A 26055-nucleotide genomic window follows, 5' to 3' on the forward strand; every position below is an offset into this window, starting at 1 on the left:
CGACACTGGCCTTCATGGCGTAAAGGCACGCACGCAGCGTGCCCGCAGGGACATCGACCTGACTTCTGCGGAAATGCCGCCGCCACCAGAGAATTCATAGCCCCACGCATTGAACCTGAGTACGTCTGGGGATTCCGTAGAGCTCCAATACGTACCGTTGGCAAATCCACCTACGGCCGCCCTGTTGATGAACAGCGAAGCCAACTGGTTGCGGGCGGGCAAGAACCAGTCGTTGTAGCAAGTGTTGCCCACCTGGCAGGGTGTATTGCCTTGTGAATCGACCTCGTAAGCGCTGCACATCTGCGCGGCATACACACCCGCGCCGAGAATCGCTTCGATAGTTGCGGTGTTGCCGGCACCGTCGGTATTGCTTTGGGCACTGGCTCCTACAGCGACGCCCATACCACCCCATTCAATGCCGGTGCTGTTGTCTGCCGTGGCCGCAATCAGGTTGCTCAACCCGCCGTCCAGCACCGCGATCACCCCTCCCCCGCTGCTTTGCCCCACAGCGGTGGCCAGGTAGATATAGCCGTTGGTCAGCTGGGCCGCCCCGGAGGGTGTGGTGACCACCACGTCCACCACGCCCGCTGCATGCGCTGGCGTGACGGCCGTGATGGTGGTGGCGTTGACCACGTTGACAGAGGTGGCGGGCACACCATCAAACGTGACGCTGGTGGCGCCGGTGAGCCCGGTACCGGTCAGCGTGACGCCCACCCCGCCCGATGCGGTGCCAGAGGAGGGGCTGATGGCGGTCACGGTGCTTGGCACGACTGCGGTGAGGTAGGTATAGCCATTGACCAGCGAGGCAGCCCCGGCCGGAGTGGTAACCACCACGTCCACAGCACCCACTGCGTGCGCAGGCGTGACGGCCGTGATCGAGGTAGCACTGTTCACGGTGAAAGACGTTGCAGGCACACCGCCAAAGGTGACACTGGTGGCACCGGTCAGCTCGGCTCCGGTCAGCGTCACCGAGGTCCCGCCCAATTCGGTGCCAGAACTGGGGCTTATGCTGGTCAACGCAGCGGCAGTGAGGTAGGTATAGCCATTTGCCAGCTGAGCGGCCCCGGCCGGGGTGAAAACCGCCACATTGACGACACCCGCTGCGTGCGCTGGCGTGACCGCAGTGATGGTGGTGGCGTTGGCCACGTTGACAGAGGTGGCGGGCACACCGTCAAACGTGACGCTGGTGGCGCCGGTGAGCCCGGTGCCGGTCAGCGTGACGCCGACCCCACCCGATGCGGTGCCCGAGCTGGGGCTGATGGCGGTCAGCGTGGCGCCCGAGACGTAGAGGCTGCGGCAGATGGCCTCGACATCCACCCGGCAGGTGGCACCATTGGCCAGCATGGCCCCTACGCCGCAGGCGGGATGGGGCGATGGCGTGGGAGGCCCGGGGGGCAGCAAGGTGTTGGCCGGGTTGGTGGCAAAACACTGGGCCAGGTCGGGCGGGTCAATGGCGGCAATTCGCAGCGCAGCGCCGGAGTTGTTGCTGAAGTCCGCAGGCTGAAAGCCCGTGAAGCCACCCGCCGTGATGGGGCTGATGGTAATGGGCAGTGTCTCGCCCGCAGGTTGGGTGAAGGCACTGACAACCTGCGCCATCAAACCTGACCCCTGCCCCGCCAGGCCCACCACTGCGGCCACCAGCAGCAGCGAAGCCACACGCCGCACGCCGTGACTGCGGCGCAGCGACCACCACCCGGCCAGCGCAACAGCCACCAGCAAGGCGCCCAGCGCCAAGGGGCTGTCCACCGGCACGTTGGCCACGGCAGGGGCGCCGCTGGAGATCGTTTGAGCCGACGCGGCAAAGGGCAGCGTTGACAGCAGCATCAGCATGGCCAGTGGTGCAAACGGACCAGCGCTTCCAGGTTGGGTGTTCTTCATTGGTCAATCGTCCCTGCGGAGTGGTTGGGGTGGCGGTTGGAGAGTTGCAAATTATCACAACCTCTGCGCGGGACGGTCGGCCGACGCGTGGACGTGGTCGAGAGCAACAGCCCGAGCGTCCTGAACCAGGCTCTTCCAGGGGCCGCTGCCCCCACCAGACTGGCATCATCTTGACCCATGAAGTTGTTGGAACCCTCTGAGTACCAGGGAGCCGCTGGTGCCGTATATCTGTCCGTAGTGCAAGAGATCGCCCGGCTCCTACCCCATGCGCAGGTGGAGCACATTGGTGCCTCCGCCATTCCTGGTGCGGTGTCCAAGGGCGATTTGGACATTTGCGTGCTGGTGACGGCACAAGAGCACGCGCGGGCCGTTCAGGTGCTGCAGGGCGCAGGCTACGTGGCCAGAAAGGACACCTTGCGCACGCCGACGTTGTGCATGCTGCTGTCGCCACGCACAGACACGGACGCGGCATTGCAGGTGGTGGCCAAGGGATCAGAGTTTGAGTTCTTCCTGCACTTTCGCGATGCCTTGTGTGCAGACCCGCGCCTGGTGGAGCAGTACAACCTGCTCAAGCAGCGTTTTGCGCCCTGTGGCATGGAGCGCTACCGTGAGGAAAAATCACGCTTCATCACCAACGTTCTGGCCCCGCAGGGGCTACCCGGCCGCTGCGCGGACTCTGCATCGGTTGCTGGCGGTGCTTGCAACCTTGACTGACCAGGAGGCCCCCATGAGCACTGCAAAAACCCCCGAAGGCCCGCCCGCGTCGGTGCTGATCGACCAGCACATCACCGACCTGAACGACTGGCGCGGGCAAGCACTGGGCCGCATGCGGCAGCTGATCCATGAGGCGGCACCCGAGGTGTTGGAGGAATGGAAGTGGAACGGCACGCCCGTGTGGTCGCTGGGCGGGATTCTGTGCACGGGCGAGTCTTGGAGCCTGTTGACGGCCTCACAGGGGATCGCGTTGGAGCGCAATCGGGATGAGTGGATGCTTCGGATGCGCCGCATGGGCTCATGCCCATGCAAGCAGCCGGGGCGTCCAATCGCCCGATTTCGCTCCAACCCTTCGGGCAGTGGTCTTTGCGGGCGGTCTGCGGCGTTGCGGCGCTTGCCAATAGCCAAGCTATTGGGGCTGCGCACCGCGCCTTGCACCCCATCCCGCAAAGACCGCTGCGCGACCCCTGTGAGGCCGTCAACAGGCTCCGAACTGCAGCGGTAAAACTGACCTTTCTGAAGGGCGCTTCGTTACCAGACCCGGCGAAGCTCTTCAACGCCAGTCTGGACGGCAACGCCCGGCGTGCTATAGACATCCACGAAGGGGACACCGTGGACGCGGAGGCCTTCAAGGCGCTGATCCGCGCAGCGGTGGCCCTGAATGCCGGGGGTGCGAAGGCCAAGGCGAAATCGGCACGGGGTGCACGCACGGCCAGTTAGGTGCAGACAGCCGCGGAGTCAGTCGTGTCTGAAAACTATTATTTCGATAGCAAACAACCGATAACCATTAAGCGCTAGGGCCAATTTCAATCAAAATCTACTGCCCCGCATCCACCTCACTCACGCCGCTGCTGTAGCGCCACTGCACACGCAGCGCCATCGACTCCCCCTGCGCCAGCGTGCGCAGGCCGGGCTGCCCGGGCTGATGGAAGGCGTCGATGGGTTGTGTGATGGGCTCAAAGCAGAATGCTGGGCCCTGTGGCGGTCGGTAGATCAGGCAGTAGTGCTGGTCGGTACCGCCGTCTTGCGCAAAGTCCGGCATCTGGGCGGTCAAGCGCAGGCCCCGCTCGGGCCAGTCGATCTGGGCCGTGCCGCCCCAGCCGGTGTAGGCGTTGTCGATCAGGCCGCCATTGGCGGGAGCGCCGCTGTTCAAGTCCCAGCCGGGCGGGAAGTGCTGCGTGTGCTGGGTGGGCAAAGGGTCGTCGCCACACAGCCACACGCCCTGCACCGGCGCCGTGATGCGCGTGCGGGGGGTGCGCGGAAACCAGGGGTGCAGGCCCAGGCCGTAGGGCAGCGGCTGCGCGCCCAGGTGCCGCACTTGCACCAACTGGTCCAGGCCGCCGTCCATCAGGCGGAAGGTCTGTACACATTCGTACTCGTAGGGGTTGTCGTCAAAGCGCTCGGAGCGAAGTTGCATCTGCAGCGTGTCGGGTGCGGGCTGGGTAAGTTGCCAGGGCTGCAGCCAGCCATCGCCGTGAATAGGGTACGGCTCGCCCACGCGGTTGGGGCGCATGGGGTGGAACTGGCCCGCGTGCTCAAACCCGCCGCCGCTGATGCGGTTGGACCAGGGCACCATGGCAAACGACGCGAGCTGGTACAGGTCGGGCGTGGCGCCGTCCCACGGGCGCCACAGGTCGATGCGTGCGCCAGCCTCTTGCGGGTCGTCGATCTGCCAGGCTGCCACGCTGCCGCCCAGTGTGGGCACCAGGCCCAGGTGCTGCCCCGCGTGGTGCAGCCAGACGATGGGGTGGGAGGATGCGGCCTCGGTCATGGGCGGTGTGCTTTCTTTGGGGTGTTGACAGGGACTGCGGGTTGGCAGAGCGCGCGGGGCTGCGTTCGGTGCTTGGAGCGGATAACAAAACCCAGCGAAGCGGTTCTGGCCAGGCGCCGCATCGCAGGCAGTACGCGTAGTACGACAAGACGCGGCAACGACGCCAGGAGGGTTTTGTGAGCCGCTCTCAGCCGCCAAATGGATGGGCGGGCAGGCCCAGGCTGTCGGTGTCCACCGCAAACAGCGCCCCGGCCAGCGGCTCGGCCGCCAGTTGCTCGGGCGTGAGGCCTACCCGCGCGGAGCTGATGAACAGTGTGCGCAGGTCTGCGCCGCCAAACGCGCAGGTGGTGACCTGGCTGACTGGCAAGCGCACGCGGCCCAGTTCGGCGGCGGTTACCGGGTCGTGGCAGGTCACGCACCAGCCGCCCCAGTGCGCAATCCACAGGCGGCCCTGCGCGTCGGTGGTCATGCCATCGGGCAGGCCGTCTTCGGGTAGCCAATGCTTCCACAACGTTCTGTTGGACACGGTGCCTGCGGCCAGATTGCTGTCGTAGCGGTAGGTGTTGCCTTCGATGGTGGCGTTGAAAAACATGGCCGCGCCCTGCCCCGTGCCAGACCAGGTGGGGCCGTTGGTCACGGCAAAGCCGTCGTCGTGGCGGGTGCAACTGCCGTCAGGGTCATAGCGGTAGAGCGCGCCCGTGAGGGCCTCGCACGCAAAGTCCATGGAGCCCGCCCAGAAGCGCCCTTGTGCATCGCACTTGCCGTCGTTGAAGCGGTTGCCCGCGCGGTCGGGCTCGGGCTGGTGCAGGTAGCGCGGGGCCATGTCGGTGGCCGGGTCGAACAGCGCAAAACCCCGGCGCAGCGTGACGATGAAGCCGGGGGCGTGCGCGCGTTCGGCAATGGCGGAGATCTCTTCGTCAAACGTCCAGCGCTGGTGGGCCCCGGTGGCCGGGTCCCAGCGGTGCAGCTCGCGCCCCAGGATGTCCACCCAGTACACGGCCTGCTCGCGCACCGACCACAACACGCCTTCGCCCAGCGCGTTGCCCAGTGCGATCACGCAGCGCACGGCGCCGGTGATGGGCGCGGAACGGGCAGCGCCCTCGGGCGAAGAGAAGGGGGTATCCAGCAAGGGGCGCATGCGTGTCTCCGGTCTTTTTTGTATCGGCCTGCCGCCAGGCACTTGACGAACGGCATCTTATCAACGCCAATTGATGCTTGAAATGAAATTTTTTTCAATTAATTGATTGCAATATTTATATGTCAAAGGTTTTTACCCCCTCCTCTTCCTCGACCGATGCCACCGGCGCCCCCCAGGGCCTGGCGAAGTTCCCCAGCCTGCAAGGCCGTGCCGTGTTTGTGACGGGCGGCGGCAGCGGCATTGGCGCTGCCATCGTTGCGGCGTTTGCCGAGCAAGGTGCCCGCGTGGCATTTGTGGACGTGGCGCGCAACGCGAGCGAAGCCCTCGCCCAGCACATTGCCGACGCGGGCCTGCCCCGCCCCTGGTGGCGTGTGTGTGATGTGCGCGATGTGAACGCCCTGCAAGCCTGTGTGGCCGAAGCGGCGGCCGAGCTGGGCAGCGACTTTGCGGTGCTGGTGAACAACGTGGCCAGCGATGACCGGCACACGCTCGAATCCGTAACGCCCGCGTACTACGACGAGCGCATGGCCATCAACGAGCGCCCCGCCTTCTTCGCCATCCAGGCCGTGGTGCCCGGCATGCGCAGGCTGGGCGCGGGCTCGGTGATCAACCTGGGCTCCACAGGCTGGCAGGGCAAGGGCACGGGCTACCCTTGCTATGCCATTGCCAAGTCGTCGGTGAACGGCCTCACGCGCGGGCTGGCCAAGACGCTGGGGCAGGACCGGATCCGCATCAACACGGTGTCGCCGGGCTGGGTGATGACGGAGCGGCAGATCAAGCTGTGGCTGGACGCCGAGGGCGAGAAGGAGCTGGCACGCAACCAGTGCTTGCCGGACAAGCTGCGGCCGCATGACATTGCGCGGATGGTGTTGTTTTTGGCGTCGGATGATGCGGCGATGTGTACGGCGCAGGAGTTCAAGGTGGATGCGGGGTGGGTTTGAAGTTATGAGGTTTTTTTGGGCTCTGGCGCTTATCCATCATGCGCTAGCAGCTATTGTTTTTGCAGTCCTGATGACTCCCACCCGTTGGGACTGAGCTGGTCGAAGCCTTGGTGTGCTGGTTTGAACGGCATGCCGGGGTTGAGGGCGGAGGCCGGGATGTCGCCCCGGCGGGCGAGTTCCTTTCTTTCGCGTCGCCGAAAGAAAGGAACCAAAGAAAGGGCGACCCTGCTGTCTGCGACCCCTGCGCCCCGCTCCGGGGCAACCTGGGGTGCTCGGTCACGGGGTGCACCGCAGAACTCGCTGCGCGCCTTTGGCGCTCCGCTCGGACAACTGCGGTGAGTCAGTTCACGAAGCGCGTGTGTCCTTCGGCACACGCGCCATAGCTTCGCTACGCTGCGCTCGGCACGGTCTCGCGGGCGCAAGCGCCTCGCGCTGCGCAGGCGGGGCCGAGCGCAGCAATGGCCCGTGTGGCTGTTCGGCTGTTGGAGGTTCGGCTGCCCAACCCCCTGCTGGCTGCGCCTGCGGCGGGGCGGTTGTGGGGTGGCATGGGCGTCGGAGCGCCCATGCTTCGTGATCTGACTCGCCGCAGTTGTCCGAGCGGAGCGCCGCAGGCGCGCAGCGAGTTCTGCGGCGCACCCCGCAACCGCCCCGACGCAGGTTTGCCCCTTCGCACAGCGAAGGGGTCGCAGACTGGGGGTCGCCTTTCTTTTGGGTACTTTTCTTTGGCGAAGCAAAGAACAAGTACCTCGGCCGCCGGGCCGAGACCCGGCCTCCGCCCTCAACCCCAGCATGCCCCACAAACCAGCACGCCAAGGCTTCGACAAGCTCAGCCCGAACGGGTGGGATGGCGCCCAGGCTTCGGCAGGCTCAGCCTGAACGAACAGGAGGGCAAAACTACAAAAACAATAGCTACCAGCGCTTATCCAACAAGCGCTAGCAGCCAATTTCACCCCCAAAAATCAATCCCCCACCTCCAACCGCCTCCCATACTGCACCAGACTCGTCTGCTTCAACGCCTTCATCATCACCTTCGCCGCCGGCGACAACAGCCGGTCCGACCGCGTAATGATTCCGAACGCATCCATATGGCACGGCATCGCCAACGGCAACACCGTCACGATCCCATGCGCCGCGTAATAGCGCGCCACATCCTCCGCCACCACCGCAATCATGTCGCTCTGCTGCAGCATGCGCGTGATGAACAGCAGGGCCGATGTCTCCACCGTGTGCAGCGGCGGCGCCAGCCCGTCCTGCTGGAACATCAGGTCAAACCGGTGCCGCAGCACGCTGCCCGCTGGCGGCACGATCCAGCTGGCCGACACCACATCGCGCAGCGTCAACCCGGTCATGCTCGACAACGGGTGGCCCGGGCGTGTCATGGCGCAGACCAGTTCTTCCGTCAACGACTCGTAGCGCAAGTTCTCCTTGTCGTGCTCCTCGTACAGGCGGCCTACCACGATGTCGAGCTTGCCCTGCTCCAGACGCTCCAGCAACACGGGGCTGGTTTCAATGTCGAGCGAAATGCGCAGGCTGGGATGCTCCTGTTTGACCAGCGCCACGGCGGCGGGCAGGAGGCTCAGGCCGGGTGAGGTGATGGCGCCGATGCCCACCTGGCCGTAGTGCCCGCGCTTGAGCGCACCGATCTCGTCGTGCGCCTGGTTCAGGTTGGCCAGGGCCATGCGCGCGTGGCGAATCATGGTCTCGCCATACCAGGTGGGGCGCATGCCGCGTGGCAGGCGGTCAAACAGCGACACCTCCAGCACGTCCTCCAGATCCTTGAGCAGCTTGGACGCGGCCGGCTGCGTCATGCTGAGCACCTGGGCGGCGCGGTGGATGTTGCCCTCCTCAGCCAGGGCCACCAGCAGCAGCAGTTGGCGCGTCTTGAGGCGGGCGCGGATGAACCAGTGGTTGTAGGTGCTCATGGAGGGGACGACGGGAAAAGGGAGGGGTTTTCCAGAATGCAAAGAACGATATGTATTTTGTCTAAAAAACGATTGGATTGATATCGAAACCTTCCATAGACTTCGCCGCAACTGCAACAAAGGCCTCTCTCCATGAAGCTCGGCGACCTCCAGCTCAGCCCCCGGCACCTGATCAACGGCCGGTGGGAAATCGGCACCACCACCGGCATCAGCACCAACCCGTCGGACACTCGCGAGGTGGTGGCCGAATACGCCCGCGCCGACCGCAACCAGACCGAGCTGGCCGTGCGCGCCGCAGCCGACGCCCTGCCCACCTGGAGCCAGAGCACGCCCCAACGCCGCGCCGACGTGCTGGACATGATCGGCAGCGAGCTACTGGCACGCAAGGACGAGCTGGGCGCGCTGCTGGCGCGTGAAGAGGGCAAGACCCTGCCCGAGGGCGTGGCCGAGGTGGCGCGCAGCGGGCAGATCTTCAAGTTTTTTGCGGGCGAGGCGCTGCGCATCCAGGGCGAGCTGCTTGCCTCTGTGCGCCAGGGCGTGCAGGTGGATGTGACTCGCGAACCAGTGGGCGTGGTGGGCATCATCGCGCCGTGGAACTTCCCCTTCGCCATCCCGGCCTGGAAGATCGCCCCGGCCCTGGCCTACGGCAACACCGTGGTCTTCAAGCCCGCCGAACTGGTGCCCGCCTGTGGCTGGGCGCTGGCCGAAATCATCAGCCGCAGCGGCCTGCCCGCCGGTGCCTTCAACCTCGTCATGGGCAGCGGCCGCGAGGTGGGCCAGACGCTGGTGGACCACCCGCTGGTCAACGCGCTGAGCTTTACCGGCTCCGTCGCCACGGGCGACCGCATCCTGCGCGCGGCCTCAGCGCGGCGCGCCAAGGTGCAGCTGGAGATGGGCGGCAAGAACCCGCTCATCGTGCTGGCCGACGCCGACCTGGACCAGGCGGTGGACTGCGCGCTGCAGGGCTCGTATTTCTCCACCGGCCAGCGCTGCACCGCATCGAGCCGTCTCATCGTCGAGGCCGAGGTGCACGACGCCTTTGTGGCCCGCCTGCGCAACCGGCTGGTGAACCTGAAAGTGGGCCACGCGCTGGAGCGTGGCACCGAGATGGGCCCGGTGGTGGACGACAACCAGCTGGCGCAGAACCTGGGCTACATCGACATTGCGCGCAATGAGGGGGCGGAGCATGTCTGGGGTGGCGAGCGCCTGGAGCGCCCCACCCCAGGCCATTACATGAGCCCTGCCCTCTTTCTGGCCCGCCCCGAGCACCGCGTGGCGCGCGAGGAAATCTTTGGCCCCGTGGCCTGCGTGCTGCGGGCTGACGACTACGAGCACGCACTGGCCTTGGCCAACGACACGCCCTTTGGCCTGTGTGCGGGCATCTGCACCACGTCGCTCAAACGCGCCATGCACTTCAAGCGCCACGCTGCCGTGGGCATGACCATGGTGAACCTGCCCACGGCGGGCGTGGACTTCCATGTGCCGTTTGGCGGCCGCAAGGAATCGAGCTACGGCGCCCGCGAGCAGGGGCGCTACGCCGCCGAGTTCTACACCACCGTCAAGACCGGCTACATGCTGGCTTGAGCCCTGCCCTTTTCGAGCGTTCCTTCTTTCCATCCCGCAACCATCGTCAACCAACCATTACAGACAGGAGACAAGATGATGAAAATGAACCGCCGCACCGTTGCTGCCGCCTTGGCCAGCGTGCCCGTGGCCGCCTTGCTGCCCGGCGCCGCCTGGGCGCAAAAGCCCCTCGTGCTGGGCTTCAGCCAGGTGGGGGCCGAGAGCGAATGGCGCACCGCCAACACCGAGTCCATCAAGTCGGCCGCCAAAGAGGCGGGCATCGAGCTGAAGTTCTCGGACGCGCAGCAGAAGCAGGAGAACCAGATCAAGGCCATCCGCTCGTTCATCGCGCAGAAGGTGGATGTGATCGCGTTCTCGCCCGTCGTGGAGTCGGGCTGGGAGCCCGTGCTGCGCGAAGCCAAGGCCGCCAAGATCCCCGTGGTGCTGACCGACCGCGCAGTGAACACCAAGGACACGTCGCTGTATGTGACCTTCATGGGCTCGGACTTTGTGGAAGAAGGCCGCAAGGCCGGCCGCTGGCTGGTGGAGAAGATGAAGGACCAGAAAGGCGAGGTCAACATCGTCGAGCTGCAAGGCACCGTGGGCTCCGCCCCTGCCATCGACCGCAAGAAGGGCTTTGAAGAAGTCATCAAGGCCGACCCCAAGTTCAAGATCATCCGCAGCCAGACCGGCGACTTCACCCGCGCCAAGGGCAAGGAAGTGATGGAAGCCTTCCTGAAGGCCGAGGGCAAGAAGATCAATGTGCTGTACGCGCACAACGACGACATGGCGATTGGCGCCATCCAGGCCATCGAAGAGGCCGGCATGAAGCCCGCCAAGGACATCGTGATCATCTCCATCGATGCAGTGAAGGGCGCCTTCGAAGCCATGATCGCCGGCAAGCTCAACGTGAGCGTGGAATGCAGCCCCCTGCTGGGCCCGCAGCTGATGAGCGCCGTGAAGGACATCAAGGCAGGCAAGGCCGTGCCCAAGCGCATCGTGACGGAAGAAGGGATCTTCCCGATGGAAGTGGCGGCCAAGGAATTCCCGAACCGCAAGTACTGAGACCGGTCGGCGCTCACAACGCTCCCACCCGTTCACGCTAAGCCTGTCGAAGCGCCACGCAAGGCGCAGGCAGGCTCAACCCGAACGGTTTTAAAGCCACCCGCCCGCTGCAATGGCGTAGGTATTCAAAACTAAACAGGAGACAAAACCAAATGAAGCGTGCAATTTTCAAGGCCGTGTTGGCCACCGTGACACTGGCTGCCATCGGAGCCACGTCCGTGGCATCGGCCCAGGACAAGGGCACCATCGGCATCTCGATGCCCACCAAGTCTTCGTCGCGCTGGATTGCCGATGGCGACAACATGGTCAAGGTGCTCAAGGACCGGGGCTACAAGACCGACCTGCAGTACGCCGAAGACGACATCCCCAACCAGCTCGCGCAGATCGAGAACATGATCACCAAGGGCGCCAAGGTGCTGGTGATCGCGTCGATCGACGGCACCACGCTGTCGCGCGTGCTGCAAAGCGCGGCGGACAAGGGCGTGAAGGTCATTGCGTACGACCGCCTCATCAAGGGATCGAAGAACGTGGACTACTACGCCACGTTCGACAACTTCCAGGTGGGTGTGCTGCAGGCCACCTCCATCGTGGACAAGCTGGGCCTCAAGCAAGGCAAGGGCCCGTTCAACATCGAACTGTTCGGCGGCTCGCCCGACGACAACAATGCCTTCTTCTTTTACGACGGCGCAATGAGCGTGCTGCAACCCTACATCGACAGCGGCAAGCTGGTGGTGCGCAGCAAGCAGACCGGCATGAACAAGGTGGGCACGCTGCGCTGGGATGGCTCGGTGGCCCAGGCGCGCATGGACAACCTGCTGTCGGCCTACTACGGCAAGGACAAGGTACATGCGGTGCTCTCGCCCTATGACGGCATCTCCATCGGCATCCTGTCCTCCCTCAAGGGCGTGGGCTACTGCACCGCCCAGCAGCCCTGCCCCGTGGTCAGCGGGCAGGACGCTGAGGTGCCTTCCATCAAGTCCATCCTCAAGGGCGAGCAGTCTTCCACCGTGTTCAAAGACACGCGAGAGCTGGCCAAAGTAGCCGCCAACATGGTGGACGCCACGCTCTCGGGCAAGCAGCCCGAGATCAACGACACCAAGACCTACAACAACGGCGTGAAGGTGGTGCCCTCGTACCTGCTCAAGCCCGTGTCGGTGGATGCCTCCAACTGGAACCCCATCTTGGTCGGCAGCGGGTACTACAAAGAGTCGCAAATCAAGTGAGCTTGAGCGGCTTCCGCCTGTAGCCCTGCCGCCTGCGAATGCCACCGGGGCAGCGAAGGCGGCCTGCAACCGGGATGGGGCCAGAGGCCCCACCAACAGACTGAGAGACCATGCTTCTTGAAATGCGGAACATCCGCAAAACCTTTCCCGGCGTGGTAGCGCTGAACCAGGTCAACCTGCAGGTGCAGGCCGGGGAGATCCATGCCATCGTCGGCGAAAACGGGGCGGGAAAATCCACGCTGATGAAGGTGCTGTCGGGTGTGTACCCGCACGGCAGCTACAGCGGCCAGATCCTGTTCGACGGGCAGGAGCGCGAATTTGCGGGCATCCGCGACAGCGAGCACCTGGGCATCATCATCATTCACCAGGAGCTGGCGCTGGTGCCGCTGCTGTCGATTGCCGAGAACATCTTTCTTGGCAACGAAACCGCGCGGCACGGCGTCATCGACTGGATGGCCGCACACAGCCGCGCACAGGCGCTGCTGAACAAGGTGGGCCTGCGCGAGTCGCCTGACACACCAGTGGGCCAGCTGGGTGTGGGAAAGCAGCAGCTGGTGGAAATTGCCAAGGCGCTGTCACGCAAGGTGCGCCTGCTGATCCTGGACGAGCCCACCGCGAGCCTCAACGAGAACGACAGCCAGGCCCTGCTGGACCTGCTGCTGGAGCTGAAAGCCCAGGGCATTACCTGCATCCTGATCTCGCACAAGCTCAACGAAATCTCGCGCGTAGCCGACTCGATCACCGTGCTGCGCGACGGCAGCACCGTGCAGATGTTGGACTGCCGCGAAGGCGCAGTGAGCGAGGACCGCGTGATCCAGGCCATGGTGGGCCGCGAGATGAGCGACCGCTACCCCCAGCGCCAGCCACAAGTGGGCGACATTGTTTTTGAGGTGCGCAACTGGCGCGCCCACCACCCGCAGCGCAGCGACCGCGAGCACCTCAAAGGCATCGACCTGAATGTGCGGCGCGGCGAGATTGTGGGCATTGCGGGCCTGATGGGCGCAGGCCGCACCGAGCTGGCCATGAGCATCTTCGGCCGCTCGTGGGGCCAGCGCATCAGCGGCGAAGTGCGGCTGCACGGCCAGCCCATCGACGTGAGCACGGTAGAAAAGGCCGTACGCCACGGACTGGCCTATGTGACCGAAGACCGCAAGGGCAATGGCCTGGTGCTGAACGAAGACATCCAGTTCAACACCTCGCTGGCCAACCTGCCGGGCGTGTCGTTCGCCAGCGTGATCGACAGCGGCCAGGAACACCGCGTGGCACAGGAATACCGCGAGAAGCTGCGCATCCGCTGCTCGGGCGTGGACCAGAAGACGCTGAACCTGTCGGGCGGCAACCAGCAAAAAGTGGTGCTGAGCAAATGGCTGTTCACCAGCCCCGAAGTGCTCATCCTCGACGAGCCCACGCGCGGCATCGACGTGGGCGCCAAGTACGAGATCTACACCCTCATCGCCCAGCTGGCGGCCGAGGGCAAATGCGTGATCGTGATCTCCTCCGAAATGCCTGAGCTGCTGGGCATCACGGACCGCATCTATGTGATGAACGAAGGCCGCTTTGTGGCCGAGATGCCGACGGCCGAAGCATCCCAAGAACGAATCATGCGAGCCATCGTGAGTGCCCCCTCTGAGGCGCTTCGCGCCATCCCCCCCAAGGGGGACGCCGCCCGTGCGGCGGGGCGGCCCTTGCACGGCGGCCGCGCGTAGCTGCAGCGCCCCTTTTCAGCGCCTGATGAACCGCACAACGCATTGAACTGATTACCGAAATGAGCCAGACCACCCATCCCCCCGCCAGCACGCTGGCCGACGGCAGCCCGACAGCAGCGGCGCGGCACGACAAATCGCTGTTGCAGCACCTGCAGCACAACCTGCGCGAATACGGCATGTTGATCACGCTGGTGGCCATCATGGGCTTCTTCCAGTACATGACCGAGGGCACGCTGATGCAGCCCTTGAACCTGACCAACCTGGTGCTGCAGAACAGCTACATCGTCATCATGGCGCTGGGCATGCTGCTGGTCATCGTGGCCGGGCACATCGACCTGTCGGTGGGCTCGGTGTGTGGCTTCATCGGCGCGTTGGCTGCGGTGCTGATGGTCGAATACAACTGGCACTTTGTGCCCGCGACGCTGGTGTGCCTGCTGTGCGGCGGGCTCATCGGCGCCATTCAAGGCGGGTTTGTGGCCTTCTCGCGCATTCCGTCGTTCATCGTCACGCTGGCGGGCATGCTGGTGTTCAAGGGCCTGGCGCTGGCGCTGCTGGCGGGGCAGTCGGTGGGGCCGTTCCCCTCGGCATTCCAGATGCTCAGCTCGGGCTTTATCCCCGACCTGTTCAGCGTGGAAGGCCTGCGCCTGACCTCGCTGCTGCTGGGCGCGGCCGTAGCCGCAGCCCTGGCCGTGGGCGGCCTGCGCCAGCGTGCCAACCGGCTGCGCCACGGCGTGCAGACAGAGCCTGCGGGTCTGTTCATCGCCCGCACCATCGTTTTTGGCGGGCTGCTGGTGTACTTCAGCTACCTCCTGGCGTCGTACAAGGGCCTGCCCAACGTGCTCATCGTGATGGCGCTGCTCATCGTGCTGTTTGACTTCGTCACCAGCCGCACCACCATCGGCCGGCGCATCTACGCCATGGGCGGCAATGAGAAGGCGGCCAAGCTCTCGGGCATCAAGACCGAGCGACTCACGCTTTATGCCTTCATCAACATGGGCGTGCTGGCCGCCCTGGCCGGGCTGGTGTTTGCGGCGCGGCTCAACACCGCCACGCCCAAGGCGGGCCTGGGTTTTGAGCTGGACGTGATTGCGGCCTGCTTCATCGGCGGCGCATCGGCATCGGGCGGCGTGGGCAAGGTGATGGGCGCGGTCATCGGCGCCTTTGTGATGGGCGTGATGAACAACGGCATGTCTATCCTGGGCATCGGCATCGACTACCAGCAGGTCATCAAGGGCGTCGTGCTGCTGGCCGCCGTGCTCGTGGACGTTTACAACAAGAACAAAGCGTGATGACCCCCATGGACGCATCCACCGTTCACGCCCCTGCTGCCGCGCCTGTGCTGCAGCTCTCGGGCATCCACAAGCAGTTTGCGGGCATCCCCGTGCTGCGCGATGTGCGGCTCAACCTCTACCCCGGCGAGATCCATGCGCTGATGGGGCAAAACGGTGCGGGCAAGTCCACGCTGATCAAGGTGCTGACGGGCGTGCTGGAGGCCAGCGGCGGGCAGATGCGGCTGGGCGGAGAAGCCGTGTGGCCCGATTCGCCGCTGGCCGCGCAGCGCCTGGGCATCAGCACCGTGTACCAAGAGGTCAACCTCTGCCCCAACCTCTCGGTGGCCGAGAACATCTTTGCGGGCCGCTATCCGCGCTGCGGCATTGCGCAGGGCTTTCGCATCGACTGGGCCACGCTGCACCAGCGCGCCCGTGATCTGGTGGCGCGCATCGGACTGCAGATCGACGTGACGCGCCTGCTGTCGGACTACCCCGTGGCCGTGCAGCAGCTGGTGGCGATTGCGCGCGCACTGAGCATCGAATCGCGCGTGCTGATTCTGGATGAGCCCACCTCCAGCCTGGACGACGACGAGGTGCAAAAGCTCTTCGAGGTGCTGCGGCGCCTGCGCAGCGAGGGGCTGTCCATCGTCTTTGTGACGCATTTCCTGAACCAGGTGTATGCCGTGTCCGACCGCATCACCGTGCTGCGCAACGGTAGCTGGGTCGGCGAGTGGCTGGCCAAAGACCTGGGGCCACAGGCGCTGATCGCCGCCATGCTGGGCCGCGACCTGGCCGCGGCGTCGGAGCAACCCGCACCAGCGCCCACCGTGGACAGCCGTCAAGCCACGCTGCTGCAAACCGAGGGCCTGGGGCAAGACACGCAACTGCAGCCGCTGGACCTGCAGATCCGTGCCGGCGAGGTAGTGGGCCTGGCGGGGCTGCTGGGCTCGGGCCGCACCGAGCTGGCGCGTCTGCTGTTTGGCCTGGAGCAGCCCGACCGGGGCGCGCTGCGCATCGACGGGCAGGTGGTGAAGTTTGCCAACCCCATGGATGCGATCCGCCATGGCCTGGCCCTGTGCCCCGAAGAGCGCAAGACCGACGGCATCGTGGCCGAGCTGTCGGTGCGCGAGAACATTGCGTTGGCGCTGCAGGCGCGCATGGGCGTGGGCCAATTCCTCTCGCGCGCCGAACAAACGGCGCTGGCCGAACGCTATGTGAAGCTGCTGGGCATCAAGACCGAGACGGTGGACAAGCCCATCGGCCTGCTCTCGGGCGGCAACCAGCAAAAAGCGATCCTCGCGCGCTGGATGGCCATCGAACCGCGCCTGCTCATCTTGGACGAACCCACGCGCGGCATCGATGTGGCAGCCAAGCAGGAAATCATGGAGCAGATCCTGCGCCTGGCCCAGGCGGGCATGGCCGTGCTGTTCATCTCTTCCGAAATGAGCGAGGTGGTGCGCGTGGCGCACCGCATCGTGGTGCTCCGCGACCGCAAAAAGGTGGGTGAGCTGCCTGCGGGCAGCAGCGAAGACGCCGTTTACGACCTGATTGCTGCCGAACATGCTTGAAATAAAGAACACCCCCCTGAGCCGCTTCGCGGCTTCCCCCCGCTCTCACATCGCTTCGCGATGCGGGCAGGGAGACGCAGCCCTCGCTGCGGGGCGGCCCTTGCTTGGCTTCCCTCGCCTGGACCGCGCCAGTATCGGGCGCAGCGCCGTGGATGACCTGTATGTCTGAACGTAGCACCACCTTCGCTGTTTCCGCGCTGCTGCGCCACCGTCTGGCCTGGCCCCTGATCACGCTGGCACTGCTGCTCATCGTGAACACGGTGTTCAACAGCAGCTTCCTCCACATCGAATGGCGCGACGGGCACCTGTACGGCAGCCTCATCGACATACTGAACCGCGCCGCACCGCTGGTGCTGGTTTCGCTGGGCATGACGCTTGTGATCGCAACGCGCGGCATCGATATTTCGGTGGGTGCGACGGTGGCCATTGCAGCGGCCGTGGCAGCGTGGCTGATCGGCGGATCGGTGTCGGGCACCGAAAGCCGGTTCCCGCTGCCGGTCGCCATCCTGGGCGCCATCGGCGTGGCACTGCTGTGCGGGCTTTGGAACGGCGTGCTGGTCGCCAAGGTGGGCATGCAACCCATCATTGCCACGCTGATCCTGATGGTGGCAGGCAGGGGCATCGCCCAGCTCATCACCGATGGGCAGATCATCACCATCTACTACACGCCCTACTTCTTCATGGGCGGTGGGTACCTGGCAGGGCTGCCGTTCTCTGTGTTCGTAGTGGCCGCAGTCTTCGTGGTGCTGTACCTCGCCATCACGCGCACGGCGCTGGGCCTGTTCATCCAGGCAGTGGGCATCAACCCCACGGCGGCGCGGGTGGCGGGCGTGCAGGCGGGGCGGCTTATCGTGGCGGCCTATGTGTTCTGCGGCGTGTGCGCGGGCATTGCGGGTTTGCTTATCAGCTCCAACGTGAAGAGTGCAGACGGCAACAACGCCGGGCAACTGCTGGAGCTGGACGCCATCCTGGCCGTCACGCTGGGTGGCACCGCCCTCACCGGAGGCCGTTTCAGCCTGGTGGGCAGCGTGATTGGCGCACTCATCATCCAGACGCTGACCTACGCCATCTACTCGCTGGGCGTGCCGCCCGAGATCAACCTGGTGGTGAAGGCCGTGGTGGTGTTCATCGTGATGCTGCTCCAGTCGCCCGAGTTCCGGGCGCAAGTGGGCACCCTGGCACGCCGCCCCGGCGCGGGAGCTTTGCAATGAGCGCCGTGCCCAAGACCGCAGGCTTCGGCACCGTGAACCACCCTGCCCCACAGGCCGCCGAGCGCGCGCGGTTCAACCCCAAGTACCTGCCGCTGGCCGCCACCATCTCGCTGTTCATGGCCATGGCCACGCTGGGCTCGGTGCTGTACACCGGGTTCTTCTCGGCCCAGGTGTTCCTCAACCTGCTGATCGATAACGCCTTCCTCATCATCGTGGCGGTGGGCATGACGTTCGTGATCCTGTCGGGCGGGATCGACCTCTCGGTGGGATCGGTGGTGGCGCTGACCACCATGGTGCTGGCCGCGCTGGTCGAGCACCGGGGCTGGAACCCCATGGTCGCCATCCCGCTGGTGCTGCTGATGGGCACGGCATTTGGCGCGTTCATGGGTTTCCTCATCGAGCGCTTTCGGCTGCAGCCCTTCATCGTCACGCTGGCAGGCATGTTCCTGGCGCGGGGGCTGTGCTACTTGATCAGCATCGACTCGATCAGCATCACGCACGAGGGCTATTCGGAGCTGGCCCAGTGGCGACTGCCGCTGTGGGAAGGCGCATCGCTCTCGCTGGGCGCGCTCATCGCCATCGCCGTGCTGCTGGTGGCCCTGTTTGTGGCGCACTGCACGCCGTTTGGCCGCAGCGTGTATGCGGTGGGCGGCAGCGAGCACTCGGCCGTGCTCATGGGCCTGCCGGTGCGCCGCACGCTCATTGGCGTCTACACGCTCTCGGGCTTTTGCTCAGCGCTGGCGGGCGTGGTGTTCACGTTCTACATGCTCTCGGGCTATGGCCTGCATGCCGTGGGCATGGAGCTGGACGCGATTGCCGCCGTGGTCATTGGCGGCACGCTGCTCACCGGTGGCGTGGGCTATGTGGCGGGCACGCTGTTTGGCGTGCTCATGCTCGGAATCATTCAGACCCTGATTTCCTTCGACGGCACGCTCAGCTCCTGGTGGACACGCATCGTCGTTGGTGTGCTGCTGTTCGCTTTCTGTCTGCTGCAGCGGCTGCTTTCGCGCCGCTCGGGCAAGGCCCGTTGACTCTTCATTTCTCCTCTTTCTCTCGCACCCCACCATGACCACCCCCAAGCGCAAACTCCGCTCCGCCGAATGGTTCGGCACGGCCGACAAAAACGGCTTCATGTACCGCAGCTGGATGAAGAACCAGGGCATCCCCGACCACGCGTTCGACGGCCGCCCCGTGATCGGCATCTGCAACACCTGGTCCGAACTCACGCCCTGCAACGCCCACTTCCGCAAGATTGCCGAGCATGTGAAACGCGGCATCTATGAGGCGGGCGGCTTTCCGGTGGAGTTCCCGGTGTTCTCCAACGGCGAATCCAACCTGCGGCCCACGGCCATGCTCACCCGCAACCTGGCCAGCATGGACGTGGAAGAGGCCATTCGCGGCAACCCCATCGACGCCGTGGTGCTGCTGGTGGGCTGCGACAAGACCACGCCCGCGCTGCTGATGGGCGCGGCCAGCTGCGATGTGCCTGCCATCGTGGTCACGGGCGGGCCCATGCTCAATGGCAAGCTCGACGGCAAGGACATCGGCTCGGGCACCGCCGTGTGGCGCCTGCACGAGTCACTGAAGGCGGGCGAGATCAACGAACATCAGTTCTTTGCGGCTGAGGCAGGCATGTCCCGCTCCGCCGGCACCTGCAACACCATGGGCACGGCCAGCACCATGGCCTGCATGGCTGAATCGCTGGGCACATCGCTGCCGCACAACGCAGCCATCCCGGCCGTGGACTCGCGCCGGTATGTACTGGCCCACATGTCGGGCAAACGGATCGTTGAAATGGCGCACGAAGGGCTCACGCTCTCCAAGATCCTCACGCGCGAAGCGTTCGAGAACGCCATCCGCACCAACGCCGCCATCGGCGGCTCGACCAACGCGGTCATCCACCTCAAGGCCATCGCAGGCCGCATCGGCGTGCAGCTGGACCTGGAGGACTGGACGCGCATTGGCCGTGGCACGCCCACGCTGGTAGACCTGCAGCCCTCGGGCCGCTTCCTGATGGAAGAGTTCTACTACGCGGGCGGCCTGCCCGCCGTGCTGCGCCGCCTGGGCGAGAACGGCCTGCTGCCCCACCCCAACGCGCTCACCGTCAACGGCAAGAGCCTGTGGGACAACGTGCGCGAAGCCCCGCAATACAACGACGAGGTGATCCGCCCGATCAACAACCCGCTGATTGCCGACGGTGGCATCTGCATCCTGCGCGGCAACCTGGCGCCGCGTGGCGCGGTGCTCAAGCCCTCCGCCGCCTCGCCCGAACTGCTCAAGCACCGGGGCCGCGCCGTGGTGTTCGAGAACCTGGAGCACTACAAGGAACGCATCGTCGATGAAAACCTGGACATCGACGCCAGCTGCGTGATGGTGCTCAAGAACTGCGGCCCCAAGGGCTACCCCGGCATGGCCGAGGTGGGCAACATGGGCCTGCCCCCGAAGCTGCTGCGCCAGGGCGTGAAGGACATGGTGCGCATCTCCGACGCCCGCATGAGCGGCACCGCCTACGGCACCGTGGTGCTGCACGTGGCGCCCGAGGCGGCAGCCGGTGGCCCGCTGGCTGCTGTGCGCGACGGCGACTACATCGAGCTGGATTGCGAGAACGGCCGGTTGCACCTGGACATCAGCGACGAGGAACTGGCCGCGCGCCTGGCCGCGTTGGCGGGCGCGGACAACGGCGGACGCGGCGGCTACCAGCGGCTGTATGTGGACCACGTACTTCAGGCGGACGATGGCTGTGACTTTGACTTCTTGGTCGGCTGCCGGGGGGCTGCTGTGCCCCGCCACTCGCATTGATGTGCCCCACTGAGGCGCTCGCCGCAGTCAAACGCTACAAATTCCATAGCTACCAGCGCTTATTCAAACAGCGCTAGAGGCATATTCAACTCAAATTCTTGCCCATACCCGCCATGCCTGCCCCCCATTCCCTCCAGAACCCTCGCTACCGAGGCATCTTCCCCGTCGTGCCCACCACCTTCCACGAAGACGGCACGCTCGACCTCGACAGCCAGAAGCGCTGCCTCGACTTCATGATCGACGCCGGTGTGGATGGCGTCTGCATCCTGGCCAACTTCTCCGAGCAGTTCTCGCTATCGGATACCGAGCGCGAAGTCCTCACCCGCACATCGCTGGAGCATGTGGCAGGCCGTGTGCCAGTCATCGTCACCACCACCCACTACGGCACCCACGTGTGCGCCGAGCGCAGCCGCGCCGCGCAGGACATGGGCGCGGCCATGGTGATGGTCATGCCGCCTTACCACGGTGCCACCTTCCGTGTGCCCGAGGCACAGATCTACGAGTTCTACGCCCGTGTGTCGGATGCGATCCGCATTCCGATCATGGTGCAGGACGCGCCCGCCAGCGGCACCGTGCTTTCGGCCCCCTTCCTGGCCCGCATGGCGCAAGAGATTGAAAACCTGGCCTACTTCAAGATCGAAGTGCCCGGCGCCGCCAGCAAGCTGCGCGAGCTGATCCGCCTGGGTGGAGACGCCATAGAAGGCCCGTGGGACGGCGAAGAGGCCATCACCCTGCTGGCCGACCTGGATGCGGGCGCCACGGGCGCGATGACGGGCGGTGCGTTCCCCGACGGCATTCGCCCCATCATCGAAGCCCACCGCCAGGGTGACATGGACCAGGCGTTTGCGCTCTACCAGCGCTGGTTGCCCCTCATCAACCACGAAAACCGCCAGGGCGGCATCCTCACGGCCAAGGCACTAATGAAGGAAGGCGGCGTGATCACCTGCGAGGCAGGCCGCCATCCCTTCCCGGCCATGCACCCCGAAGTGCGCCGCGGCCTGATCGACATCGCGCGGCGGGTGGACCCGCTCGTGCTGCGCTGGGCACGTTAAGCAGGACTCCCATGGTGCCTGCACGTTATCTGGTGCCTGCCGAGGCAGGCCTGATTGCCCTGGACTGGGGCACCAGCGCATTGCGCGCCTTCCGCATGGGCGCGCATGGCGAGGTGCTGGAGACACGGCACCGCCCCTGGGGCATCATGAACCTGCCCCCCGCCACCGCAAGCGTGGCAGACGGCGAGCCCGGCGCCGCGTTTGAACGCGCACTGCAAGACACCTGCGGCGACTGGCTGGCCGCCACACCCGGTCTGCCCCTGCTGGCCTGCGGCATGGCGGGCAGCGCCCAAGGCTGGCGCGAGGCCAAGTACCTGCCCACGCCCACCTCGCTCGATGCACTGGCGCGGGGCCTGACGCTGGTGGAGCGGCGCGACGGCCCGCCGCTGCACATCGTGCCGGGCCTGTTGCAGCAGGGTGCGCTGCCCAACGTGATGCGCGGCGAAGAAACCCAGGTGCTGGGGGTGCTGGCAGGCCTTGCGCTGCCTGCGGATGCGCCCGTGCTCATCGGCCTGCCCGGCACCCACAGCAAATGGGTGCTGGCACGCCGGGGCCGCATCGAGCAGTTCCACACCTTCATGACCGGCGAGGTGTTTGCCGCACTGCGCGGACACACCATTCTGGGCAAGACCATGCAGGCCGCAGCGGCACCCGACGACGATGCCTTTGCGCGCGGGCTGGAGGTGGCGCGGGGCAGCGATGCCGCGCTGGGACTGCTCTCGCACATCTTCAGCACCCGCACGCTGGGGCTGACCGGCGCGCTGGCGCCTACCGCGCAAGCGGACTACCTCTCGGGCCTGCTGATCGGGCACGAGGTGGCGAGCCTGAGCCGCGCACAGGATCAAACCCCAACAACACCACCAACGCTGGTGCTCTGCGGCGAGCCCGACCTGTGCCGCCGCTACGCCGTCGCGCTGCAGACCTACGGCTTTGCCGCCCCCACCATCGCCACGCAAGCCACGGCCATCGGGCTGTGGCAGATCGCGCTGGCGGCAGGGCTGGTCGTTGCGCCAGCACCCTCCTCCTCACACCCCTTCACCGCCGGGAGTCTGGCTGCATGAACCCCATCGACAAAGCCCTGTTCCACATCCTGCAGCGCTGCGGACTCATCGCCATCCTGCGCGGCGTGCAGCCGCACGAGGTGGTGGCCATCGGCCACGCGCTGTACGACGCGGGGTTTCGCATCATCGAAGTGCCGCTCAACTCGCCCGAGCCGCTGGCCAGCATCCGCGCGCTGCGCGATGCACTGCCCGCCGACTGCCTGGTGGGTGCAGGCACCGTGCTCTCCATCGAGGCCGTGGCCGATGTGGCCACAGCGGGCGGGCAGATCATCGTCATGCCCCACAGCGACCCCGACGTGATCCGGGCCGCACGGGCCGCCGGCATGGCCTGCGCGCCCGGCGTGGCCACGCTGACCGAGGCCTATGCCGCGCTGGCAGCGGGCGCCAACATGCTCAAGCTGTTCCCCGCCGAGGCGCTGCCGCCCCATGTGCTCAAAGCCTGGCGCGCCGTCATCACACCGCCCATGGCGCTGGTACCCGTGGGCGGCATCGTGCCCGAGAGCATTGCCCCCTATGCGGCAGCAGGCGCCAGCGGCTTTGGCCTGGGCTCGGCCCTGTACCGGCCCGGTGACCAGGCCCCCGAGGTGGCGCACAAGGCTGCAGCGTTTGCGCGGGCGTGGCAGGCGTCCTTTGGCACCGCGCCCGCCACCGCCTGAACCGCGCCTACTCGCTCCAGACAACCCAGCATTTCTGAACCGACTGTCCAGCCCCATGAAGATCACCCGACTCACCACGTTCATCGTCCCGCCGCGCTGGTGCTTCCTCAAAATCGAAACCGACGAAGGCATCACTGGCTGGGGTGAGCCCGTGCTGGAAGGCCGCGCGCACACCGTGGCCGCTGCGGTGGATGAGCTGGCCGACTACCTCGTTGGCAAAGACCCACGCCACATCGAGGACCACTGGACCGTGCTGTACCGGGGCGGCTTTTACCGGGGCGGCGGCGTGCACATGAGCGCGCTGGCCGGCATCGACCAGGCGCTGTGGGACATCAAGGGCAAGGCGCTGGGCGTGCCCGTGTCCGAGCTGCTGGGTGGCAATGTGCGCAGCCACATCAAGGTCTACAGCTGGATTGGCGGAGACCGCCCCAGCGAGACGGCCGCCGCTGCCCAGGCCGCCGTGGCGCGCGGCTTCACGGCCGTGAAGATGAACGGCACCGAAGAGGTGCAGTACGTGGACAGCTACGACAAGGTGGAGCGCTGCATTCAAAACGTGGCCGCCGTGCGCGAGGCCGTGGGGCCGAACGTGGGGATTGGCGTGGACTTCCACGGCCGCGTGCACCGGCCCATGGCCAAGGTGCTGGTCAAGGAGCTGGAGCCCTACAAGCTCATGTTCATCGAAGAGCCCGTGCTGAGCGAACACGAAGAGGCGCTGAAGGAGATCGCCCGCATCTCATCCACCCCCATCGCCCTGGGCGAGCGCCTGTACTCGCGCTGGGACTTCAAGCGCGTGCTGCAAGGCGGCTATGCGGACATCATCCAGCCCGACCCCTCACACGCCGGTGGCATCACCGAAACCCGCAAGATCGCCAGCATGGCCGAGGCCTACGACGTGGCCCTGGCCCTGCACTGCCCGCTGGGGCCCATTGCCCTGGCGGCCAACCTGCAGCTGGACGCCGTTTGCTACAACGCCTTTATCCAGGAGCAAAGCCTGGGCATCCACTACAACCAGGCCAATGACCTGATGGACTATGTGTCCAACCCCGAGGTGTTTGCGTATCAGGATGGCATGGTGGCCATCCCCACCGGGCCGGGGCTAGGGATTGAGGTGAACGAAGACTATGTGCGCGAGCGGGCGCAGGAGGGGCACCGGTGGAGGAACCCGGTGTGGCGGCACCGGGATGGGAGTTTTGCGGAGTGGTGAGGGGGTTTGGATCTTCGTCGGCGGATTCGGTGGCAATGGGCGGCTTTAGGCTGATCTCAGTCATTCGTCGATCGAGGCTGCAGTGACTGCTGTTGCCACAAGCCGTCGTCTGCCCTGAGCAACCGTCTTGGAAGTCAAGCGCAATGGTGATTTGGATCCCAAGTGGAGCCGTGCTTGGCGATGGCGTTACACAGCAGCACCGCCGTGAACGTCAGCATGACGACGCGGCAGCTCAGGCGCCTCGTCAGCAGTGCAATGACGGCGCCCCGACAGCTCCGACCAGCGCTGTGACCGTGATCGCTTGGCCGGCGGCGCCGTCGCTGATGCCCAGGTCGGTGGCCATCGCCGTCAGCAGGCTGATCGGCAGGAATTCGGCCATCACTAGGCCGACCACGCCCAGCGTCAGCGATGCGATGGCGGGCCAGTTTGAAGTGTCTGCAGCTGGCTTGGAAGGCGACTGCACGGGGTTGCCCGAGCAGGTAGAGCCACTGGACGAGGAAGACACTAAAACCCCTTCAAGAAGACGGGAGGCGATACCAAGGTTGGCAACCAGCCATTACCAGAAAAGACCGGGATCGAAGACGGCTGCTTTCACAACCGCTTCACCCCGTGACCAAAAGCAGCTTGAGGATCTGCCGGGGAACATCGCCAAGCTCAGCCGCATTTGTAAGTTGGTTTTTGTGGTTTTGCTGCGCAAAATGCTTCCCAAAAAACCAACTTACAAACTGTCGAGCACAAGAAGTGTGCGGTGCTGGAGCGCCTTGTTATGAGTTTCCACCACATGATGTACGATCTATTGTGTATTCAGTAATATTTTTTTCATCATTACCTTGATATACATACCTAAACACGACACCTTTAGATAAAGCGATCAACATATTTTCGTTTCCACACAGGCTTTGTGACATCATTGGAAAATAGATTGATTTTACTTCTTCTGGGCCCACTTCATTAGAGGATGCAGAGACTACTGTATTCAAGAAAGTGATTTGAAGTCCATTTTTTTTAACGTTTTCCAATCTCATTTCATCATTTATCATTTTTGGTGTTTTGCCATTTGACTCGGCAACCAAAGCATCAACAATGTCTTCAGCATCAATTTTTTCAATCTCTTTCGCACTTGTATTGAGTGTTGCAATACCTCTATAGGCTCCAAAAACAATGACCGCCAATAAAATAATTGCCGATATATTCTTAATCATAAAATAACCTCCAATATTCTCGTAACTTGGCGATGGCAAAGTCAAGAGGCGGCGCAGTTCATCGCTACTACGCCGTCGAACGAGCGAGAAGACCGCTCGCTGCAACAACG

The 26055-nt window shown here is 64.9% G+C and carries 22 protein-coding genes and 1 pseudogene; 17 read left to right on the forward strand and 6 right to left on the reverse strand.

Going from position 1 to position 26055, the window contains the following annotated elements; translation table 11 throughout:
- Positions 1 to 12 precede the first annotated feature (12 nt).
- The gene (locus C8C93_RS09020) at positions 13 to 1878 is read right to left on the reverse strand and encodes a midcut-by-XrtH protein (protein ID WP_121506638.1); all 1866 of its coding nucleotides are present in this window, start codon (positions 1876 to 1878) and stop codon (positions 13 to 15) included.
- A gap of 177 nt (positions 1879 to 2055) precedes the next feature.
- Here C8C93_RS09020 and C8C93_RS09025 point away from each other — a divergent pair, with 177 nt between their 5' ends.
- The 3 genes and pseudogenes from C8C93_RS09025 to C8C93_RS09040 form a co-directional block, all read left to right on the forward strand.
- The gene (locus C8C93_RS09025) at positions 2056 to 2592 is read left to right on the forward strand and encodes a GrpB family protein (RefSeq protein WP_121506639.1); all 537 of its coding nucleotides are present in this window, start codon (positions 2056 to 2058) and stop codon (positions 2590 to 2592) included.
- Positions 2593 to 2605: 13 nt separating this feature from the next.
- Positions 2606 to 3097 carry a hypothetical protein gene (locus C8C93_RS25230; RefSeq protein WP_199727136.1) on the forward strand — a complete coding sequence of 164 codons (492 nt, stop codon included), beginning with the start codon at positions 2606 to 2608 and terminating at the stop codon, positions 3095 to 3097.
- A pseudogene (locus C8C93_RS09040) lies at positions 3088 to 3312 on the forward strand (DUF1801 domain-containing protein); the annotation flags it as partial. The gene C8C93_RS25230 and the pseudogene C8C93_RS09040, both read left to right, overlap by 10 nt.
- Positions 3313 to 3409: 97 nt before the next feature.
- Here C8C93_RS09040 and C8C93_RS09045 read toward each other — a convergent pair.
- Together C8C93_RS09045 and C8C93_RS09050 are read right to left on the reverse strand one after the other, a co-directional pair.
- Positions 3410 to 4363 carry an aldose 1-epimerase gene (locus C8C93_RS09045; RefSeq protein ID WP_121506640.1) on the reverse strand — a complete coding sequence of 318 codons (954 nt, stop codon included), beginning with the start codon at positions 4361 to 4363 and terminating at the stop codon, positions 3410 to 3412.
- A 187-nt stretch (positions 4364 to 4550) separates the two neighbouring features.
- A complete protein-coding gene (locus tag C8C93_RS09050) occupies positions 4551 to 5501 on the reverse strand; it encodes an SMP-30/gluconolactonase/LRE family protein (RefSeq protein ID WP_121506641.1) in 951 nt (316 codons plus the stop codon).
- Between the two features lie 119 nt (positions 5502 to 5620).
- Here C8C93_RS09050 and C8C93_RS09055 point away from each other — a divergent pair, with 119 nt between their 5' ends.
- The gene (locus C8C93_RS09055; RefSeq protein WP_121419873.1) at positions 5621 to 6442 is read left to right on the forward strand and encodes an SDR family NAD(P)-dependent oxidoreductase; all 822 of its coding nucleotides are present in this window, start codon (positions 5621 to 5623) and stop codon (positions 6440 to 6442) included.
- Between the two features lie 959 nt (positions 6443 to 7401).
- Here C8C93_RS09055 and C8C93_RS09065 read toward each other — a convergent pair.
- The gene (locus C8C93_RS09065; RefSeq protein WP_108497702.1) at positions 7402 to 8364 is read right to left on the reverse strand and encodes a LysR substrate-binding domain-containing protein; all 963 of its coding nucleotides are present in this window, start codon (positions 8362 to 8364) and stop codon (positions 7402 to 7404) included.
- A gap of 132 nt (positions 8365 to 8496) precedes the next feature.
- On the opposite strand from C8C93_RS09065, the gene C8C93_RS09070 reads away from it, so the two are divergent.
- The 13 genes from C8C93_RS09070 to dgoD all read left to right on the forward strand — a co-directional run bounded on the left by C8C93_RS09070 (position 8497) and on the right by dgoD (position 24743).
- Positions 8497 to 9948, forward strand: a complete 1452-nt coding sequence (locus tag C8C93_RS09070) for an aldehyde dehydrogenase family protein (RefSeq protein ID WP_121506643.1) — start codon at positions 8497 to 8499, stop codon at positions 9946 to 9948.
- 78 nt (positions 9949 to 10026) lie between these two features.
- The gene (locus C8C93_RS09075; protein WP_121508715.1) at positions 10027 to 10992 is read left to right on the forward strand and encodes an ABC transporter substrate-binding protein; all 966 of its coding nucleotides are present in this window, start codon (positions 10027 to 10029) and stop codon (positions 10990 to 10992) included.
- A gap of 152 nt (positions 10993 to 11144) precedes the next feature.
- Positions 11145 to 12215, forward strand: coding sequence for a multiple monosaccharide ABC transporter substrate-binding protein (gene chvE, locus C8C93_RS09080; protein ID WP_121506644.1), 1071 nt, complete (start codon positions 11145 to 11147; stop codon positions 12213 to 12215).
- Positions 12216 to 12325: 110 nt separating this feature from the next.
- Complete coding sequence (gene mmsA / locus C8C93_RS09085) at positions 12326 to 13921, forward strand: multiple monosaccharide ABC transporter ATP-binding protein (RefSeq protein ID WP_121506645.1); 1596 nt, start codon at positions 12326 to 12328, stop codon at positions 13919 to 13921.
- 59 nt (positions 13922 to 13980) lie between these two features.
- Entirely contained in the window at positions 13981 to 15210 is a 1230-nt protein-coding gene (gene mmsB, locus C8C93_RS09090; protein WP_121506646.1) for a multiple monosaccharide ABC transporter permease, read from the forward strand.
- Between the two features lie 8 nt (positions 15211 to 15218).
- Positions 15219 to 16760 carry a sugar ABC transporter ATP-binding protein gene (locus tag C8C93_RS09095; protein ID WP_121508716.1) on the forward strand — a complete coding sequence of 514 codons (1542 nt, stop codon included), beginning with the start codon at positions 15219 to 15221 and terminating at the stop codon, positions 16758 to 16760.
- 161 nt (positions 16761 to 16921) lie between these two features.
- The gene (locus C8C93_RS09100) at positions 16922 to 17971 is read left to right on the forward strand and encodes an ABC transporter permease (RefSeq protein WP_121506647.1); all 1050 of its coding nucleotides are present in this window, start codon (positions 16922 to 16924) and stop codon (positions 17969 to 17971) included.
- Entirely contained in the window at positions 17968 to 19002 is a 1035-nt protein-coding gene (yjfF, locus tag C8C93_RS09105) for a galactofuranose ABC transporter, permease protein YjfF (RefSeq protein WP_121506648.1), read from the forward strand. The genes C8C93_RS09100 and yjfF overlap by 4 nt, the downstream gene beginning before the upstream one ends.
- Positions 19003 to 19036: 34 nt before the next feature.
- Complete coding sequence (locus C8C93_RS09110) at positions 19037 to 20770, forward strand: IlvD/Edd family dehydratase (RefSeq protein WP_121506649.1); 1734 nt, start codon at positions 19037 to 19039, stop codon at positions 20768 to 20770.
- A 113-nt stretch (positions 20771 to 20883) separates the two neighbouring features.
- Positions 20884 to 21822, forward strand: a complete 939-nt coding sequence (locus tag C8C93_RS09115) for a dihydrodipicolinate synthase family protein (RefSeq protein WP_121506650.1) — start codon at positions 20884 to 20886, stop codon at positions 21820 to 21822.
- An 11-nt stretch (positions 21823 to 21833) separates the two neighbouring features.
- Positions 21834 to 22883, forward strand: coding sequence for a 2-dehydro-3-deoxygalactonokinase (locus C8C93_RS09120; protein WP_121506651.1), 1050 nt, complete (start codon positions 21834 to 21836; stop codon positions 22881 to 22883).
- Positions 22880 to 23539: a 2-dehydro-3-deoxy-6-phosphogalactonate aldolase gene (locus C8C93_RS09125; protein WP_121506652.1), complete on the forward strand. Its 660-nt coding sequence runs from the start codon at positions 22880 to 22882 to the stop codon at positions 23537 to 23539. The genes C8C93_RS09120 and C8C93_RS09125 overlap by 4 nt, the downstream gene beginning before the upstream one ends.
- A 55-nt stretch (positions 23540 to 23594) precedes the next feature.
- A complete protein-coding gene (gene dgoD, locus C8C93_RS09130) occupies positions 23595 to 24743 on the forward strand; it encodes a galactonate dehydratase (protein ID WP_121506653.1) in 1149 nt (382 codons plus the stop codon).
- Positions 24744 to 24987: 244 nt separating this feature from the next.
- On the opposite strand, the gene C8C93_RS09135 is transcribed toward dgoD, so the two are convergent.
- On the reverse strand, positions 24988 to 25248 hold the full coding sequence (locus C8C93_RS09135; RefSeq protein ID WP_121506654.1) for a hypothetical protein: 261 nt from the start codon (positions 25246 to 25248) through the stop codon (positions 24988 to 24990).
- 259 nt (positions 25249 to 25507) lie between these two features.
- On the reverse strand, positions 25508 to 25945 hold the full coding sequence (locus C8C93_RS24950; protein WP_147433744.1) for a hypothetical protein: 438 nt from the start codon (positions 25943 to 25945) through the stop codon (positions 25508 to 25510).
- Between the last annotated feature and the right edge of the window lie 110 nt (positions 25946 to 26055).

It is taken from the genome of Acidovorax sp. 93 (genome assembly GCF_003633835.1).
GTDB lineage: Bacteria > Pseudomonadota > Gammaproteobacteria > Burkholderiales > Burkholderiaceae_C > Acidovorax > Acidovorax facilis.